This is a genomic window from Maridesulfovibrio sp. (assembly GCF_963677005.1).
Classification (GTDB): domain Bacteria; phylum Desulfobacterota; class Desulfovibrionia; order Desulfovibrionales; family Desulfovibrionaceae; genus Maridesulfovibrio.
In genome coordinates this window covers 3,294,008-3,310,953 of record NZ_OY781616.1, presented here as the reverse complement: position 1 = coordinate 3,310,953, position 16,946 = coordinate 3,294,008, and the positions used below count along the sequence as shown (strand labels likewise).

16 protein-coding genes are annotated in these 16,946 nt (G+C 52.4%); 8 read left to right on the top strand and 8 right to left on the bottom strand.

Annotated elements, in window-relative coordinates; all coding sequences use genetic code 11:
* Positions 1-327: 327 nt before the first annotated feature.
* The 3 genes from glmS to ACKU4E_RS14680 all read right to left on the bottom strand — a co-directional run bounded on the left by glmS (position 328) and on the right by ACKU4E_RS14680 (position 4,355).
* A complete protein-coding gene (glmS, locus tag ACKU4E_RS14690; protein ID WP_320171833.1) occupies positions 328-2,151 on the bottom strand; it encodes a glutamine--fructose-6-phosphate transaminase (isomerizing) in 1,824 nt (607 codons plus the stop codon).
* A 41-nt stretch (positions 2,152-2,192) separates the two neighbouring features.
* The gene (locus tag ACKU4E_RS14685; protein WP_320171832.1) at positions 2,193-2,801 is read right to left on the bottom strand and encodes an XTP/dITP diphosphatase; all 609 of its coding nucleotides are present in this window, start codon (positions 2,799-2,801) and stop codon (positions 2,193-2,195) included.
* A 99-nt stretch (positions 2,802-2,900) separates the two neighbouring features.
* Positions 2,901-4,355 carry an ATP-binding protein gene (locus tag ACKU4E_RS14680; RefSeq protein ID WP_320171831.1) on the bottom strand — a complete coding sequence of 485 codons (1,455 nt, stop codon included), beginning with the start codon at positions 4,353-4,355 and terminating at the stop codon, positions 2,901-2,903.
* A gap of 183 nt (positions 4,356-4,538) precedes the next feature.
* On the opposite strand from ACKU4E_RS14680, the gene rimO reads away from it, so the two are divergent.
* The 5 genes from rimO to ACKU4E_RS14655 are packed head-to-tail and all read left to right on the top strand — an operon-like array spanning position 4,539 to position 8,446.
* Positions 4,539-5,852, top strand: coding sequence for a 30S ribosomal protein S12 methylthiotransferase RimO (gene rimO, locus ACKU4E_RS14675; protein WP_320171830.1), 1,314 nt, complete (start codon positions 4,539-4,541; stop codon positions 5,850-5,852).
* Between the two features lie 47 nt (positions 5,853-5,899).
* Complete coding sequence (locus ACKU4E_RS14670; RefSeq protein ID WP_320171829.1) at positions 5,900-6,133, top strand: hypothetical protein; 234 nt, start codon at positions 5,900-5,902, stop codon at positions 6,131-6,133.
* A 51-nt stretch (positions 6,134-6,184) separates the two neighbouring features.
* Positions 6,185-6,943, top strand: coding sequence for a glycosyltransferase family 2 protein (locus tag ACKU4E_RS14665; RefSeq protein WP_320171828.1), 759 nt, complete (start codon positions 6,185-6,187; stop codon positions 6,941-6,943).
* Entirely contained in the window at positions 6,940-7,371 is a 432-nt protein-coding gene (locus ACKU4E_RS14660) for an FdtA/QdtA family cupin domain-containing protein (protein ID WP_320171827.1), read from the top strand. The genes ACKU4E_RS14665 and ACKU4E_RS14660 overlap by 4 nt, the downstream gene beginning before the upstream one ends.
* The gene (locus ACKU4E_RS14655; protein WP_320171826.1) at positions 7,349-8,446 is read left to right on the top strand and encodes a DegT/DnrJ/EryC1/StrS family aminotransferase; all 1,098 of its coding nucleotides are present in this window, start codon (positions 7,349-7,351) and stop codon (positions 8,444-8,446) included. Before ACKU4E_RS14660 ends, ACKU4E_RS14655 begins: the two co-directional genes overlap by 23 nt.
* A 56-nt stretch (positions 8,447-8,502) precedes the next feature.
* Here the strand turns inward: ACKU4E_RS14655 and ACKU4E_RS14650 are convergent, their stop codons facing one another.
* The 4 genes from ACKU4E_RS14650 to ACKU4E_RS14635 form a co-directional block, all read right to left on the bottom strand.
* On the bottom strand, positions 8,503-8,985 hold the full coding sequence (locus ACKU4E_RS14650; protein ID WP_320171825.1) for a hypothetical protein: 483 nt from the start codon (positions 8,983-8,985) through the stop codon (positions 8,503-8,505).
* Positions 8,986-9,064: 79 nt separating this feature from the next.
* The gene (locus ACKU4E_RS14645) at positions 9,065-10,909 is read right to left on the bottom strand and encodes a C25 family cysteine peptidase (RefSeq protein ID WP_320171824.1); all 1,845 of its coding nucleotides are present in this window, start codon (positions 10,907-10,909) and stop codon (positions 9,065-9,067) included.
* Positions 10,909-11,955, bottom strand: a complete 1,047-nt coding sequence (gene waaF, locus ACKU4E_RS14640; RefSeq protein ID WP_320171823.1) for a lipopolysaccharide heptosyltransferase II — start codon at positions 11,953-11,955, stop codon at positions 10,909-10,911. Before waaF ends, ACKU4E_RS14645 begins: the two co-directional genes overlap by 1 nt.
* Positions 11,956-12,183: 228 nt before the next feature.
* The gene (locus tag ACKU4E_RS14635; RefSeq protein ID WP_320171822.1) at positions 12,184-12,582 is read right to left on the bottom strand and encodes a DUF202 domain-containing protein; all 399 of its coding nucleotides are present in this window, start codon (positions 12,580-12,582) and stop codon (positions 12,184-12,186) included.
* A gap of 170 nt (positions 12,583-12,752) precedes the next feature.
* Between ACKU4E_RS14635 and ACKU4E_RS14630 the strand changes: the two genes are divergently transcribed.
* Positions 12,753-12,992 carry a hypothetical protein gene (locus ACKU4E_RS14630; protein ID WP_320171821.1) on the top strand — a complete coding sequence of 80 codons (240 nt, stop codon included), beginning with the start codon at positions 12,753-12,755 and terminating at the stop codon, positions 12,990-12,992.
* A 77-nt stretch (positions 12,993-13,069) separates the two neighbouring features.
* Here the strand turns inward: ACKU4E_RS14630 and glpX are convergent, their stop codons facing one another.
* Positions 13,070-14,053 (bottom strand): class II fructose-bisphosphatase, encoded by a 984-nt coding sequence (gene glpX / locus ACKU4E_RS14625; protein ID WP_320171820.1) that lies wholly within the window; start codon positions 14,051-14,053, stop codon positions 13,070-13,072.
* Positions 14,054-14,343: 290 nt separating this feature from the next.
* Here glpX and ACKU4E_RS14620 point away from each other — a divergent pair, with 290 nt between their 5' ends.
* Together ACKU4E_RS14620 and ACKU4E_RS14615 are read left to right on the top strand one after the other, a co-directional pair.
* Positions 14,344-16,089, top strand: a complete 1,746-nt coding sequence (locus ACKU4E_RS14620; protein WP_320171819.1) for an N-acetylmuramoyl-L-alanine amidase — start codon at positions 14,344-14,346, stop codon at positions 16,087-16,089.
* 36 nt (positions 16,090-16,125) lie between these two features.
* Complete coding sequence (locus tag ACKU4E_RS14615; protein ID WP_320171818.1) at positions 16,126-16,596, top strand: ATPase P; 471 nt, start codon at positions 16,126-16,128, stop codon at positions 16,594-16,596.
* Positions 16,597-16,946 lie beyond the last annotated feature (350 nt).

Genomic DNA, 16,946 nt, shown 5'->3' with positions numbered 1-16,946 from the left:
TGCGTGTTTATGTGGATTCTTTTTCTGTGCGGAAATGTGTATGCTGACGGGCTTACAGTTCCGGTTAAATTTGAAAAAAAGTTCATCAGTGAAAACAAGAGTGTCTAGTTAATTGGTGACGCTTCAGAGCCAAGGCTTATAGTCAGGCCCATGGCCTTTCCCACGTCCTTCTTTGATCCACCTTTTGATCTTTGCCTCTGTTAAGCCGTTACTTCTTCTAGCCATAAAAAACCGCTCCTGTTTTTAGACCTATTTCAAGTCTAACAGAAGCGGCTCCAGTATACAACTTTATTGTTCTCCCACACCTACAAATTCCCGACACGCCCCCTATTCGACCGTGACGCTTTTTGCCAGGTTTCTGGGCTGGTCTACATCCTTGCCAAGGTAATCGGCTGTTTCGTAAGCGAAAAGCTGCAGGGCGGGCAGGGCCATGAATGTGTTTAAAGGCCCCCATACTTCGGGCAGGACCCAGCGGTGTTCCACATCCAGTTCCACTCCGGGGTTGGTCAGAGCTATGATTTCGCCGCCACGGGCCTGGACCTCTACAAGGTTCGATTTCACCTTTGGAAAAAGCTCGTCGTTAAGAGCCATGGCAAAGGTCGGAAACTTCGGATCAATCAGAGCTATGGGACCGTGCTTCATCTCGCCGGAAGCATAACCTTCCGCATGGATGTATGAGATTTCCTTAAGCTTAAGAGCCCCTTCAAGCGCCAGCGGGAAATACATCCCGCGACCGAGGAAAAAGAAACTTGCGGCCTCGGAAAACTCGCGGCTCAACTGCTGGGCCTTGCTGCGCATGGCCGGAAGTTCGGCCTCAAGTATGGATGGAATATTGCGCAGGTCCGCAGCCACCCGCGCACAAATTTCCGGATCAAGGGTTCCCTTCTTTTTGCCCCAGTAGAGCGCGAGGAGCAGCAAAGCGGTAATCTGGCTGCACATGGCCTTGGTGGAAGCCACACTTATTTCAGGACCGGCCTGAGTATAGACAACGTAATCGGACTCTCGGGCAACGCTGGAACCGACAACATTGCAAAGCCCGATAATCGGCAGTCCCTTGGCCTTGACCAGCTTGATCCCGGCCAGAGTATCGGCTGTTTCCCCGGACTGGCTGATTGCAAGCGCCACCCCGCCTTTGGGCAGAATGGGGTCGCGATAGCGGAATTCCGAGGCAATCTCCACCTCGACAGGGATTTTGGCCCACTGTTCAATGAGATATTTGCCCCACAGCCCGGCGTGATATGATGTTCCGCAGGCAATAATATGGAGGCGTTCCGGCGGAGTCAGTTCTTCAAGTTCAGACAGAACCACCTCATTACCGGACTGGTCGATCCGGCCTGCGAGGCAGTCGGAAATAACTTTGGGCTGCTCGAAAATCTCCTTTATCATGAAATGCTTGTAACCGCCCTTCTGCGCGGCCTGAACATCCCAGTTGATAACCTTGGTTTCCTTTTCAAGCGGCTCAAGGGTGTCACTCCTGAATACTTCCCAGCTTGAGGAAGTGATCCGGACCAGTTCCCCGTCCTCGATAAACACGACTTCGCGTGTGTAGGGAAGAAATGCCGGGATATCGGAAGCCACGAAATTCTCGCCGACACCGATGCCCATGACCATGGGGCTGGACACGCGGGCGGCATAAACGGTTCCTGGATCGTCAACGGAAACGAGGGCAATGGCGTAAGCGCCTTCAACCTGATTCAATGCCCAGGAAATGGATTCCAGCAGGGTATCGTTATGCTTGAGCCCTTCTGCTATCAGGTTGACCAGCACTTCGGAATCGGTATCGGACCGGAATTCGTATCCTTTAGCGCTCAGTTCGGCCTTGATCTCCTGATAGTTCTCGATAATCCCGTTATGGATCATGGCAAGCTTCTTATCCATATCCAGATGCGGATGGGCGTTACGCTCAACAGGAATACCGTGCGTGGCCCAACGGGTATGACCGATGCCGAAAGTGGAGTTGGTCACGTTTTTCTGAGCCAGTTTTTCCTCAAGGGCGGCAAGCTTTCCTTCTGCGCGGACAAGTTCAATGGCCTTGTTCTGCACAGTCGCTACACCCGCCGAATCATAACCGCGGTACTCAAGCCTTCTCAATCCTTCTACTATGAGAGGCACTGCAGGGCGATGCCCGGCGTATCCGATAATTCCACACATTATTAAATCTCCTGGTTGCTTTTCCTGCGGTCTTTTGAAATTTATCCGCCGATTTTCTTGAGGAAATCAGGCCACTGCTGCATTAGAGAACGCAGAGCCTTTCCGCGATGGGAACGGGAATTCTTTGTTTCACGGGTCATTTCAGCGGCAACGCATCCGAGTTCCGGATCAAAGAAAAGAGGGTCGTAACCGAACCCTTCATCTCCTGAAAGGGAAAAAGCTATACGGCCTTCCCACTCTCCCCGACTTTGTATACGGATGTTATCCGGAGTGGCGGCAACCATGACGCATACAAAACGGGCTCCGCGATCCTTTTCATCAACCCCTTCGAGGGCGGCCAGAAGCTTGATGTTGTTTTTTGCCGGGGTTGCACCTTCGCCGCTGTAGCGGGCGGAATAGACTCCGGGAGCACCGTCAAGGGCGTCCACTTCCAGACCGGAATCATCCGCCACGGCAACAAAACCGGTAAGGTTGGCCACTGTCTGAGCCTTGATTATGGCATTTTCCAGAAATGTTTCTCCGGGTTCAGGAATGTCACCGATTTCCGGGAACTCGTCCAATCCTTTGACTTCAAGCCCGAATTCCTTGAGGAGTTCGTCGAACTCGGCGATTTTGCCCTTGTTTCTTGTGGCAAGAACTACTGTTTTCAATTCTTTCTCCCGTACAAATATAAAATATGTGGGCGCTAACACGCCCACTTCCATAGGTGGCATAAAATTAATGGGAGAGTAATACGCTGTAGACGCTGTTTAGGCAACCGAATCGGCCCGCGGCAGCAGCAGAGCCACGCTTGTTCCCTTGCCCGGCTTGCTGGCCAGTTCCACATCGCCGCCGAATTCCTCCATGATCTTCTTAACCATGGACAATCCCAAACCGTTGCCGTTGACCTTGCTGGAATAGAACGGATCAAAAACCTGGGAACGGATATCGTCCGCAATGCCGGGCCCGTCGTCCCGGACTTCAAGCCATACATACTTGTCACTTACACCGCTAGAAATCATGATTCTGCCGCCGTCCGGCATGGCTTCCATGGAGTTCTTGACCAGATTTATCAGGCATTGCCGTATCTGCTCGGCCCCGCCTACTCCCATAGGGGCTCCGGGATCAAGATCAAGCTCCACATGAATACCCTGCAACCGGCAGCCTAGGGATAGCAGCTGCATTGCATCATCCGCCACCGTGTTTACATCAATACGGTCCTTTTCCACGTCCTTGGAACGCACAAATCCGAGAATGCTTTTCAGCAGGGTGTCCAGCCTTTGTGCTTCCTCGTAGATTATACGGATCTTCTCCCGGCCTTTCTCGTCAATGCTTTCGTTCTTGAGCAGCACCTTGGCGAAGCCGCCCATGGCCATAAGAGGATTTCGAATCTCGTGAGCGATATAGGCAGAGAGTTCTCCGACCATGGCCATGCGCTCGGACTGCTGCAACCGCTGCTCCATAAGCGTTCTTTCGGTTATGTCCCTGCGGATGACCACCAGTTGGATAATGCGCTCGGTTCCCTCTTCAGCAATAGGATAGATGTAGAGACGGAAATACTGCATCCGCCCTTCCTCATCCGTCTCCCGCTTCATGAGTTCGTTCCGGCGTCCGCCGGACATGGACTGCAGATCAATAACACCATCCTTTATGGGACAGAGCGAAACCAGACCTTCATAAAAATCGAGCGGATTCCTTCCGCGCAGCAGTTCCTGGCTTTCCCCGGTCCTCGTGCAGAAATGCCTGTTGCATTCCAGAATCATGCCGTCCGGCCCGATCAGGATGATATCCTCGGACATCTGATCAACCACGGATTTGAAAATAACCTGCGTTTGCATAAGATCGGCCTTGCAGGCGATCCACAAACGATCCGTCGCAAGAAGCCGAAGAAAAAAACGGGCGGCAGGCAGTTCAACCAGCGCCACACCGGCAGGCAGAGATTTCCTTAGGTCAAGAACCAGTCCGGGCTCGCCGGAAAGTTCAAAAACCATGGAAATCTCCGGATGCGAGGCAAGCATCTCCTCAACATTGCGGTAGAGGGGGAATTCAAAACCCGATTCAAGGGGTTCCCCCCCCTCGTCAAGAAGCACTCCGCCCATCAGATCAAACCCGGCCTCTTCCCTGTTGCTCTCGTTCAAAAGCACGGAAATGGAAGACAGGGCAAACGAATGTCCAACGATACCGATACAGTCTGTTTTATTTTCCAAGTTCAAATTATTCTGCATTTTCACTCCAAAACGAACCTAACCCTTAAAGCGACCCCAGAATAAACTATTTTAAGGTGATAAAACAATGCCCAATGTGGGAATTTACCGCTTTGCACTGTCGCATGAATACGGTATCCATTGGCCGTAGCACCCGGAACGGCTCCAGTTGTCCGGGACATAACCCTTTAACGGAACCATAAAATGACGGGAAACAAAATAAGAGTTTTCACCATAAGCCTGGGATGCCCGAAAAATAGAGTAGATACGGAAATAATGCTGGGAACATTCGGTGACAATCTCACAGCCGCCAGCGATCCGGCCGATTCGGATCTCGTACTCATAAACACCTGCGGTTTCATTGCTCCGGCCACGGAAGAATCCATAGACACAATTCTCGAAACCGCGGACGCAATATCCGACTTGAAAAATAGACCGGTACTGGCGGTAACAGGCTGTCTGGTCAGCCGTTACGGCGCTCTTTCCGAACAGATCCCGGAAGTGGACCTCTGGCTTTCCACACACGAACTCGACAGCTGGCCGAATAAGGTCAGAGCTGCGCTTAAGCGCGACTTTACCGCCGGAAAACATCGGGCAGTAAGCACGGCCCCGGCATACGCATATCTCAAAATCAGTGAAGGATGTTCACACTCCTGCCGGTTCTGCACCATACCTTCCATCCGCGGACCGCACAGAAGCCGTGCTCTGCCGGAACTGGTGGAGGAAGCAAAACATATCGTGAGCAGAGGAGTTCCGGAGCTGGTTGTCGTCGGACAGGATTCCACGGCCTACGGTTCGGACCTCGCCGACCCCGATACAAACCTGCGCACCCTGATTGAAAAGCTGCTCCCTATTGAAGGGCTGGAATGGCTGCGGCTGATGTACCTCTACCCGGCCGGACTGACCGATTCCATGCTTTCCTTTATGGCCGGCGCCGGTAAACCGCTGCTGCCCTATTTCGACATCCCCATTCAGCATGCCCATCCCGATGTTCTCAGTTCCATGGGCCGCCCTTTCGCCCGCGACCCCCGCAAGGTAATAGACCGGGTCCGCAAGTACATACCGGATGCCGTTCTGCGGACCACCATCATCGTGGGCTACCCCGGCGAAACTGAAGAACAGTTTGAAACACTGGTTGATTTTGTCCGGGAAACCCGCTTCCATCATCTGGGAGTCTTCGCCTATCAGGCGGAAGACGGCACCCCGGCCGGGGAAATGGAACAACTGCCCGAAGAACTGCGCGAAGAACGCCGGGAAAGGCTTATGGCGGTTCAGGCCGAAATCAGCCGGGAAATCCTTGACGATATGGTCGGCAAGACCGTCAGGGTTCTTATTGAGGAACCTAATGGGGAATGGGAAGGTCTTTTCAACGGGCGAACCTGGTTCCAGGCACCGGAAGTGGACGGCATAACCTACGTCAGCGCACCGGAAGACGGCCCGGAACTCCGCCCCGGAATGATGGTCGATGCTGAAGTGGACAACGTTACGGATTACGACCTCGTGACCCTGGTGAAATAATCAGGACCGAATCACCTGGCCCCTGAACAGAAACCTATCCGTGAAATATGCTGATATTGAAATGCGCGGCCTGCAGACGCAAGCTCTGGAAATACTACAAGATCGGTCAGGGTGAAGTTCACCGCTGCCACAAAAGCCGCATAAAAAAAATATGGAACGCGCAGGAACGGGACGGCAAGGTTTACTGCCCCTGCGGCAAGTCTTTCGGGATAGACCGGGGCAGCTATTGGACAATGGACAAAAAAGCGTTCACCTACTCTGGCACAAAAACCAATTCCTGAACTTAAAAATTCACGGATGAGCGGCCCCAAACCACTAACTGAACAATTTATATGAAATCCATAACCGGACTGATTCTCACATACAACGGCGCAAGGCTTCTTGACGAAGCATTGCAGAGCCTTTCATTCTGTTCCGAACTGCTAATCGTCGATTCCGGTTCCACAGACGGGACGCTGGAAATTGCCCGCAAGCACAATGCCCGTGTCGTTCATAACGACTGGCAAGGAGCCATTGAGCAGCACAAATTCGCGCAAACTCAGATAACAACGGACTGGGTTGTAACCATCGACCAGGATGAAATTCTTTCCCCGGAACTGAGTGAGAGCATCGGGTCAATGCTTGAAAGCACGGATGAGCAGCCGGACGGGTACTACTGTGCCCGCCGTTCGTGGTATCTGGACCGGTTCATCATGCACAGCGGCTGGTATCCGGACCGGCTTTACCGGGTGTTCCGCCATGGCAGGATAACCATAGGCGGGGTGCGGCCCCACGAGGAACTCCGGCCTGTGGGCAAAGCGGGCATCCTTGACGGAGACATCATCCACTATCCCTATGAGAATTTCTTCCAGCACATGGACAAGATAAACGAATACACACAGGATGCCGCCGAGGACCTGTATTCCCGGGGAAGGCGCGGCTCACTGGGGGCGGCCATAGGCCACGGTATTGGCAAATTTTGCAAACAGTATATACTCAAAGCAGGCTTCCTTGACGGAAGGGCCGGGTTCATCGTTGCAATACACGGGTTTTTCTACACTTTTCAAAAATACATCCGGCTGGTTGAACTGGAGAACAAGGACAGGAAATGAAGAACGAAGACAAACCGCACCTCATTGAGCTGCCTAAAATACACGACAACCGCGGCAACCTCACTTTTATCGAAAACAGCCGCCATATTCCTTTTGATATCAAAAGAGTGTATTATCTGTATGACGTTCCCGGCGGTGAAACCAGAGGGGGACATGCCCACAAAAACCTCAGACAGTATATCATAGCCGCGTCCGGAAGTTTCGACGTGGTTCTTGACGATGGAAAAAACAGAACCAAATTCTCATTGAACAGGTCATACTACGGACTTTACATACCGACCATGACCTGGAGGGAACTGGAGAACTTTTCTTCCGGTTCCGTGTGTCTGGTGCTTGCTTCGGAATTTTACGATCCGACTGACTACTACTACACCTATGAAGATTTCATAAAGGCGGTTAATGAAAATGAAACAGATCAGATTTCTTGATGTCGGCTGGACCTATCAGGCACTCGCTCCCAAAATGGACGCTGCGGCAAAACGCGTACTTGAGTCCGGATGGTTTATCCTCGGCGATGAAGTAAAAGCGTTCGAAAAGGAATTCGCCCTTTACACGGGAGCAAAGCACTGCATCGGCTGCGGTTGCGGTCTTGATGCGCTGGAACTGGTGCTGCGGGCCATTGGAGTAGGGCACGGCGACGAGGTCATCGTACCGTCCAACACATTTATCGCCACATGGCTGGCAGTAACCCGCACCGGCGCAGACATAATCCCCGTGGAGCCGGTTGAATCCACCTACACTCTGGACCCGGCAAAACTGGAAGCGGCCCTGACCCCGAACACCAAGGCGATTATTCCCGTGCATCTTTACGGGCAGCCGGCAGATATGGACCCCATAATGGAGTTTGCCGAAAAGCATTCCCTCTTCGTGCTCACGGATGCGGCGCAGGCCCACGGAGCAGTATACAAGGGGCGCATGTCCGGGACACTGGGACACGCAGCGGCCTTCAGTTTCTACCCCGGTAAGAACCTCGGCGCTTTCGGTGACGGCGGAGCCGTAACCACCATGGATGATGAAATTGCCGAAAAGGTACGCAGAATCGCCAATTACGGTTCCTCGCAGAAGTATGTGCATGAATCTCTCGGCTTCAACAGCCGTCTGGATGAAATTCAGGCCGCTTTCCTGCGCGTGAAGCTGGACAGGCTTGATAACTGGAACTGGACCCGCAAGACCATTGCCGGCATCTATCTGGAAGGACTGGCCGATACCCCGCTGATTCTCCCGGAAGTTCCGGCGCATATCCAGTCCGTATGGCATCTCTTCGTTGTCCGCTGTCAGGACCGCGAGGGACTCATAAAACATCTTGCAGACCACAAGATAGAGGCAGCCATTCACTACCCCATTCCGCCTCATAAGCAGAACGCCTACAAGGGAATGGCCGATATGTCCCTGCCCATAAGCGAGGCGATCCACCGCGAGGTGCTTTCCCTGCCCATGGGGCCGCACATGGATGAAGACGATGCCCACAGGGTCGTCGAGGTCATAAAATCCTTCTTCAAATAAAAAAAGCTCCCCCGGAAAAACCTCCGGGGGAGCTTTTAAAAAATCATAACCGAACCTTACATATCTACTATCGTAACATCCCTGTTCCGCAGGACTGGCTCGCTTGAATATCCGGCAAGCACACCTGCGCCCCGGTCCAGATAACGGACAATTTCTCCCACAAGCATGCTGCGCGGGCAGGCCGAAGGATCGTGTGTAAAGACCATACCGCTTTTGCCCACGATCTTCATGGACAACTCATAGTCGGCTTTACTCTCAGAGCGCCCCTTGCTGCTTCCACCTGCAGCCCCGGTAATTGTCAGGATCGTCTCTTTTATAATCTCACGATTCTTGAAAAGAGTCCTGTTCAGCTTACGCACCTCATTGTCGCTCAGCTTCAAATCCTTTGCCGGAATACTTTTGTAAAAGCTGAATCCTGCGGCAAGCACGGGTTTGGGCGGTCCGCCGAAACCAGCAACATAAAAAAGAGCTGTCCCCAGCAGGGCAAACCCGCCTAGTCCGACAACCAGTATAATCATTTTTTTGTTTATTCCGCTCACAAATCCACCTTTGTAGGAAAAGAAGATATTGATATGCAGGCATGTTTATAAAAAACAATTATAATCCTAAACAAAAGGGCTAGCTTCCCCCGTTGCAACGTACAATCTTTGCATCCGCCTGTTCTTTACGTTCATATGCAGCGGAAGCTTCCACTGCTGCAGACCAGGAATCAAACCGACCGAAACGCACACAATACCACTTCCTGCGTCCTGCTTCGGCCACTTCCACCACATAAGCGTCATATCCCTGTCCGTTCAGACGGCTGATCAGTTTGTCCGCAGATTCCTGCCTGCGGTTTGAACTGACCTGCACAGTATAAAGCACCGGCTTGAGCCCTGCGGTGATCCTGGGGTCTTTTCTGCCTTTCACCCCGGACTTTTCAGCAACCGCACCTTTTTTTGAAGGATTCCTGCGCACATCAAAAAACTGCCAGGCCAGCGGGCCGTCCAGCGGTCTCGAATAGATGAGATAACTCCCCTCCCCGTCCGCCGAAAAATTGAAGATATCGTCCTCGCCCACTTTCATGGCACTAACGGTCTTACCTGTGCTCCGGTCAATCACATGCAATTTTACTGCCGGATACACTCCTCCCTCTTCCATGGCGAAAGAGATGGTCGCATTTACCGGGAAAACAGCTACTCCGTTCTTGGTTGCCGGTTTGGTGACAGGGGAAAGCCCGGTGTAGGCCGGGGACTCGGTCCGAACCGGCAAAGGCAGGGACATTACCGGGTCTCCGTAAAACAGAAGATTGATCATGGGGGAAGAATCTGCGTCTTTTCCGGCATTTTCCACAAACTGCGCTCTGGCTTCGGACAGAGCCTCGCCGATGCGGTGTCTGCCCCCGAAATAAGCCTTATGGAATTCCATGAGCAGGCGGGCTGTGCCGCTGGAATCAACCCGCGTCACCCTTCCCTCATCAAGTTCCACGTTTATACCGGAAGCATCACTGCTGCCGGTCATTGCCGCAAGCCCGGCTCCGGGAGAAAGCACTATGGCCTGTGCCGGAGAAAGTCCTGTGAAAATGGAAAGATCCGGACCGCCGGAAGGAATCAGCACAACCGGAAGACCGGGTTTGTAATCCAGCCCCATAATTTCGGAGACCGCCATGGACCCGTTACCGGCGCGGAATCCGTCCTGTTCCGCATCAACAGCCAGCCACTGCACGGAAACATCATCTTCAGCCAGACTCTGGCGAAGCCGTTCCGGCTCGCAGCCTCCGGCTGATCCCAGATAACGGATCGCCTCAGGCCCGGCCATTCCTTCCTGCTGCAGATTGAAAAAAAGCAGTTCCGGATCGGAAAGCCCCTTTGAGCCGAATCCGTTGCCCCCTACAAATGAAACGGGCCACGCAGGTCTGAACGCACGGTCCTTGTACCAGCGCTCGAACTTGGCTGCCACGGCTTCGGCTTCCTCCGCACTACGGGCAGGAATCCTTCCCACCGGCAAAACGTTTTCCGGTGCCGAAGAAACTCCGCCATAGGCATAATCCGAAACATGCCTGACGGTTCCGTTGCCGGTGAAAAAGACTGCGCGCGGAACATCCGTGCTGTTGCCGAGAATAAGAACGGACATCAGCGAACCGTCTTTGTTCAGCTTCCCGAGGCTTTCCATTATGGCAGCGGATGTCCGCGAATCGGATTCCGCTGTTCCGTTGGAAGAAGGAGTGCGGATTATTATCGATGCGACCCCCTCGTATTCCCTGTGCAGATAACGAAAATATTCCGCAGCACGCATCAAGTCTGCGGTACAGACAATTACATTCTTCTTTTCTTCGGTTACCGGCGCGGAAGAAGTCTTTACCTCAACCGGAACAGGGACCACCGGCGCAGGTGCTGCGCCGCCCATGCCCTTGATCTTGCACCCGGAACAGATGCAGAGAACCGTCAGCAAAACGACCGGGAAAAATCTTCTCAATACTTGCATCAACCGACCGCTCCTGTTTTTCGCAAAATTTCAGACCAGACAGTCTCAACGCTTATGTCCGTCATGCATCTGTGGTGTTTTTCCGGGCAGGTTCTTCCCCCGTGCAGTCCGCACGGTCTGCACTCCAGATGCCCCGGAGCCTCAAGGACAGTGGAATTCTCCCCGCGCGGGAAAAAACCGAACCTCTTCACCGTGGGGCCGAACAATGCCAGAACCGGAACCCCCTGAACCCAGGCGATGTGCATCGGACCGGAATCGTTGGTCAGGTAAAGGTCAAGCATGCGTATATGCGCGGCGAGCTGCTGCAGGTTAAGCCTGCCTGCAAGATTGACAATCCGGTCTCCACAGCCTGACTGACGGGCAATTTCATCGGCAAGAGCGACTTCATCCGGTCCGCCGAAAAGAACGACCGCATATCCGTTCTCCACCGCTCTGGCTATGGTCAGCGCGAAATTCTGTCCCGGCCATTTCTTTGTTTCCCAGGTAGAGCCGGGATGAACACCGAGAACAGGGCGCCCGCTGAAGCTGCGGAAAAAGTTGCCGGCCTCTTCCAATGCCGCTTCATCCAATCCAAGATCAGTTTCGGGCGCAGATCCGCTGATTCCCAGAGGCTCTCCCAGAGCCATGAGCCGGTCAACTTCCTCCAGTTCCTCAAAACTCCGATCCACAGTCTGCGTGTATGCAAAACGGTTGTACCACGGAGCGCTGTAGCCGATGCGATCCGTTATTCCTCCGGCAACGGCAACCAGCGCCGAACGGATACTCGTGTGTGCCGAAATCCAGAGATCAAATCCCTGTCGGCCGATTTCCGCACCGAAACGGTAAGCGGACTTCATACTCCTGCCCGCGCCGCGCTTATCGAAACCGTACACGCCGGAAAGCTCGGGCTGAAACCTGAACAAAGGCTCCACTCCCTTACGCACGAAAAAATGGATTTCCGCATCGGGAAAACGCTGCGAAAGAGCTTTTATGAACGGCAGGGTAAGCACCGCATCACCGAGAAACGCGGTCTGCCACAAGGCTATCTTTTTGTAATTGTCTTTCATTTTGTTACGTGGATATTTCCCTTACTCCGCCAAAAGGCTTTCAAACGACTTAATTTGATGCGCTTTGCGCTTTTGACAACCTGATTTCGCCGCCGGCGGCCAAAGGAGATAATCTCCTTTGGAATCCTTAATAGTTTAAAACTTATGTCTAAAAATTATCACTCTAACCCAAAGTTATGCGGAGCTGGACCAATAACTGTATTCGGCTATAAATAAGCAACTGCAATATTATTTGAAAAACATCTTCCCGGCCAGGGTGCTTATCAAAAGGATAAGCCCGACCGCAATTGTTACAAGCATTTCCGGATAGGGAGTGGTCCACTTGATTCTGGCCCCGACACTTCTCTCAAAACGAATGAATCGGACAGCAGCACTGATAAGAATGACCACCCCGGACACCAACGTGAAAATGCTTAGAAAAGTCATTTCATTAAGCACGTCCTGCGGAGTCTCAGGGACAAATTTGCGCATGTATATTCCGGCCTTTTCAATCAGAAAGCCGAAGCCGATCAGCCCCAGCGAGGTCCTGCACCAGGCCAGAAAAGTCCTCTCGTTGGCCAGCAGCGTCCTCATCCGGGCCAGATCGTTATTGTCCAGCTGATCGTGTACTTCATTATTTTTAGCCATTTGCTACCCCGGATATTCTGTTCTACAGTTCTTGATCTCGGATATATAAGGCTATAATCTGGAACAGGCTTCCGGGCAACAGTCGGCAGGGCTGTACAGCCTTTTCGGCCAACGGCAACCTCATAAACCAATGAATCCCGGCGATCAGCCGGAATCGAAAAGGACCGACCATGAAATACATCATGTTTGAAGACTTCTCCGGCGATCCGCTGCCCATAATCTTTCCCAACCGCATAGGTTATCTGGAATTCAGGGAGCAGATACCATACACCAATGTAATTTCAGCAGGATACGTGCAGATGCGACCCGATGGAATAACATGCCACGGGGAAGCAAAGGAGCTTGAAAAAACGGCCCGGCCCGAAGACGCTGAAATCATATCCGAAAAACTGGATAAGCCTGAGAATTGAGCAAATAAAGACCTTGCAGCCGGAAAGCATCCGGGAGCAAGGTCTCATCTTATCCCAAAAAAATGAAAAACCAGTGATTAATCGTACTTTACTGCGCTTATCTTCATGAGTTTATCCCAGGTATGCACGGCTTCGATCAGGCGCACGGTCCCTGTTTTTCCGCGCATGACCAGAGAGGTGGTTTCCGCTCCGTATCCGAGATAACGGACACCGCGCAGGAAAGTTCCTCCGGAAATACCGGTAGCGGAAAAGAAAATATCATCACTTTTTACCAGATCGTTCACGGTCATGATGTTGCGCAGATCGTAACCCTGTTCTTCCAGAGCACTTTTTTCAGCTTCGGACTGGGGGTCGAACTTAGCGAACATCTCTCCGCCCATGATGCGGATTGCACAGGCCGCAAGCACGCCTTCCGGTGTACCGCCTGTCCCCATCATGACGTCTACCGGACAGCGGGGATCAACAACCATCAGCGCACCGGCCACGTCACCGTCGGTATGAAGCTGAATTCTGGCTCCGGCATCCCGTATTTCCTGAATCAGCCCGTGGTGTCTCGGTTTCTCAAGCACAAAAACCACCAGATCGTCCACATCCTTGTTCAGCGCTTGGGCTATCTTCTTAAGGTTGTCCTTGACCGGGGCATTGATATCAACCATGTTTCTCGCAGCAGTCGGCACAACCAGTTTGCGCATATAATAGCTCGCGCCGGGATCAAGCATCGTACCCGTGGGAGCGACACCCACAACAGAAATGGCATTCGGGCGGCCATAGGCAAGGAGGTTGGTTCCCTCAACGGGGTCCACGGCAACATCCATCCCGGGTCCTTCGCCCACGCCCAGTTTTTCACCGTTGTAAAGCATCGGGGCGTGATCCTTCTCACCTTCGCCGATCACAACAGTGCCGCTGATGGCCAGACTGTTAAAACTGAGACGCATGGCATCCACAGCCGCCTGGTCGCCTGCGTTCTTGTCACCACGGCCAAGCCACCTGGCAGAAGCCAGCGCTGCAGCCTCGGTGACCCTTACAAGGTCAAGAGCCAAATTTCTCTGGGGAGCTTCCATTTTATCTGTCTCCAAATGAGTGAATTGAATTGTTCAGATTGCCAAAAACAATGCACATGGCAATTACATAAAAAGGGCTGTCAGTCCAGCCTTCAACCCCGCATACCATGTCACACGCACAGCGTAAATTGCAAAGCTGATATTCAGTTTGCATCTCCGAGGTTGATTTTTGGACCGTGCAAGCTTATTAAGAGAACATCTAAACTTTTTTTAGATCGAAATTAGAAAGTAAACGTTATTTCAGGCCCCATACATTAAATACCAGTTAAAGCCTTATCATACACGAAACAATGCGCAAATTTTTCATCCCAAACCTGATCATGGCCCTGTTTCTGGCCGGACTCCTGGTATCGGCCATTCCTGCCGAAGCCTTCGGAGCCAGCATCAAGGATGATTTCACCATCGCCTGGAAACAGTTCCACGCCCTGACCAAGGATCATAAAAAAAGCCAATACAGATCCGAATGGGAGAAAGTGGGCAGTCGGTTCCGCAAGATATTCAAAAGATCCTCAAAAGGAGAATACGCCCCCAAATCCCTTTATTATTTAGGACGAACCTACGAGGAACTCGGGCAGCGCAGCGGGATGAAAAAGGATTTCAGAACAGCCGTGGACTACTACGGGCGTATGATTTCCAATTTTCCGACCCACCCGTGGACAGACGACAGCATATACAGGCGGGCTGAAATAAGACTCAACAAGCTCGGAGAAAAAGACCTGGCCTACTCGGACTACCTGACCATAGTGCACAGGTACTCCAAGTCGGACATGTATTCCAAAGCCCGCGCCAGACTGGACAAAATGGACCGCAGCGGAGCTCCAACGGCAGGCAAGGCTCACAAGAAACCTTCCGGAACTATCGTTGCCGCCCAGAAGAAAACCTCCTCAAGACGGGCCAAGCTCCTTTCGGTCCGTTACACCAGCAGTGAAACATATACACGAGTAGTGCTTGATCTGGATGAAGAAGTCAGCTTCCGCTACAACCTTCTAAACCCCAACCAGAGCGTAAACCGTCCTCATCGTCTGTACATAGACCTTGAAAACACAATACTCGGCAAAGGCGTACACAAGGCAACTCAGGTAGCCGACGGCATCCTGAAAGACATCCGGTCCGCACAGCGCGATCCCCGGACCACAAGGGTGGTTCTGGATTTCAACTCCATGCAGGACTACAAAATTTTTCCGCTTGAAAACCCTTTCCGCCTGGTTGTGGATGTCCAGGCCCCGGAAGAGGGAAAAGCTGCCGAAGCACTGGCTCCGGTACAGGCAAAACGGAACACCCCGAGTAAACCGCAGAAATACAAGCCGCCTAAAGGCAGCAAGAATATGGCCGGAGAACTGCTCGAACAGCTCGGCCTGACCTTCAAGACGATCATGATAGACCCCGGACACGGCGGCAAGGACCCCGGAGCTTCCGCCAACGGTCTTAAAGAAAAGGACATAAACCTGCGCTTTGCCAAGATACTGGCCGCAAAGCTGAAAAAAGCCGGTTTCTCAGTCCTGTATACCCGGTCCACAGACGTGTTCATCCCGCTTGAGGAAAGAACGGCCATGGCCAACGTCAAAAAGGCCGACATGTTTATTTCAATTCATTGCAACGCCCACCGCAGTTCCAAGATTAACGGTCTTGAAACATACACTTTGAACCTTGCGCGCAACCGTAATGCTGTGCGCGTGGCAGCCCGGGAAAACGCGATTTCCGCCAAGAGAATAAGCGATCTTCAGGTAATCCTCACAGACCTGATGCTCAATTCCAAAATGAAGGAAAGCAAAGACCTCGCCACCAGCATCCATACGGATTCCCTGGCAAGCATCCGCAAGAAATGGTCGGTCAAAGACCAGGGGGTGCGCGAAGCGCCGTTTTACGTGCTGATGGGCGCCAAAATGCCTTCCGTACTTATCGAGCTGGGCTATCTGACCAACCGCACCGAAGCGGGCCGCCTGAATTCGGATAAATACCTTTCGCGTATTGCCGACGGTATAGTTAACGGTGTACTGGAATACAAAAAACAGATAGAACGGTACGCCAGTCTCTAAAAAACCGGCCAACTGCAAATATACCTGAGGTTAAGCATGATAAGTCTGGATATTCCCGGATTCGGAAAGCTTGAAATCGAACACCTGGTACTTGATTACAACGGAACCCTGGCACTGGATGGAAGCCTGCTCCCCGGAGTGGGAAAACTGCTCAAGGAACTCGCCGAGGACGTCAATATCCATGTGCTCACTGCCGATACACTCGGGCAGTGCGAGGACGAGCTGAGCGGACTGCCGGTTACAATTCACATCATATCCGGAAGCCCGGAAGACCGCTCCAAACTCGAATACGTCAACTCCCTCGGTATGGATAAATGCGCCTGCGTAGGCAATGGGCGCAACGATATGCTTATGCTCAGGCATTCGGCTCTCGGAATTATCATATCCGGCTCAGAGTGCATGTCCATGAGCGCCGCCAGAGCCGCCGACCTTGTCGCCACGGACATAACCGGGGCACTGGGGCTCTTCACCCATCCGGTGCGGATGCTGGCCACATTGCGCAATTAAATTTCTCCCGGACAAGAACGGAATATGCGGGGGAGCATATCAAGTCTCCTGTGTTTTCTGTCGCGCAAAGCGTCCCCAACGTACGCCCCAACCTTTCAACTATATGGTTATTGCCTTAGTTCTGCAAAACTTTTTATTTAAGTTACTACTTTCAATGCAGCAGCCTTAAATTACAAGGGATTCCAAAGGGGATTATCTCCTTTGGCTGCCAGCGGCGAAATCCGCTTATCAAAAGCGTGAAGCGCATCAAATACAGTGTCTTAAATACATTTTGCGGAATAAAGGAAATAGCCACCTTCAGCTAAAGTTCCCGGCCCTGTTGAACGATAGAATATACATACGGAAAGAGT

Excerpts from the sequence above, each read along its gene's own strand:
- ACKU4E_RS14645 (WP_320171824.1), bottom strand. The coding sequence starts at position 10,909 with ATGCAAGTATTGAGAAGATTTTTCCCGGTCGTTTTGCTGACGGTTCTC.
- ACKU4E_RS14670 (WP_320171829.1), top strand. The coding sequence starts at position 5,900 with ATGCTGATATTGAAATGCGCGGCCTGCAGACGCAAGCTCTGGAAATAC.
- ACKU4E_RS14665 (WP_320171828.1), top strand. The coding sequence starts at position 6,185 with ATGAAATCCATAACCGGACTGATTCTCACATACAACGGCGCAAGGCTT.
- ACKU4E_RS14660 (WP_320171827.1), top strand. The coding sequence starts at position 6,940 with ATGAAGAACGAAGACAAACCGCACCTCATTGAGCTGCCTAAAATACAC.
- ACKU4E_RS14615 (WP_320171818.1), top strand. The coding sequence starts at position 16,126 with ATGATAAGTCTGGATATTCCCGGATTCGGAAAGCTTGAAATCGAACAC.
- ACKU4E_RS14680 (WP_320171831.1), bottom strand. The coding sequence starts at position 4,355 with ATGCAGAATAATTTGAACTTGGAAAATAAAACAGACTGTATCGGTATC.
- waaF (WP_320171823.1), bottom strand. The coding sequence starts at position 11,955 with ATGAAAGACAATTACAAAAAGATAGCCTTGTGGCAGACCGCGTTTCTC.
- ACKU4E_RS14655 (WP_320171826.1), top strand. The coding sequence starts at position 7,349 with ATGAAACAGATCAGATTTCTTGATGTCGGCTGGACCTATCAGGCACTC.
- rimO (WP_320171830.1), top strand. The coding sequence starts at position 4,539 with ATGACGGGAAACAAAATAAGAGTTTTCACCATAAGCCTGGGATGCCCG.
- glmS (WP_320171833.1), bottom strand. The coding sequence starts at position 2,151 with ATGTGTGGAATTATCGGATACGCCGGGCATCGCCCTGCAGTGCCTCTC.
- ACKU4E_RS14635 (WP_320171822.1), bottom strand. The coding sequence starts at position 12,582 with ATGGCTAAAAATAATGAAGTACACGATCAGCTGGACAATAACGATCTG.
- glpX (WP_320171820.1), bottom strand. The coding sequence starts at position 14,053 with ATGGAAGCTCCCCAGAGAAATTTGGCTCTTGACCTTGTAAGGGTCACC.
- ACKU4E_RS14620 (WP_320171819.1), top strand. The coding sequence starts at position 14,344 with ATGCGCAAATTTTTCATCCCAAACCTGATCATGGCCCTGTTTCTGGCC.
- ACKU4E_RS14630 (WP_320171821.1), top strand. The coding sequence starts at position 12,753 with ATGAAATACATCATGTTTGAAGACTTCTCCGGCGATCCGCTGCCCATA.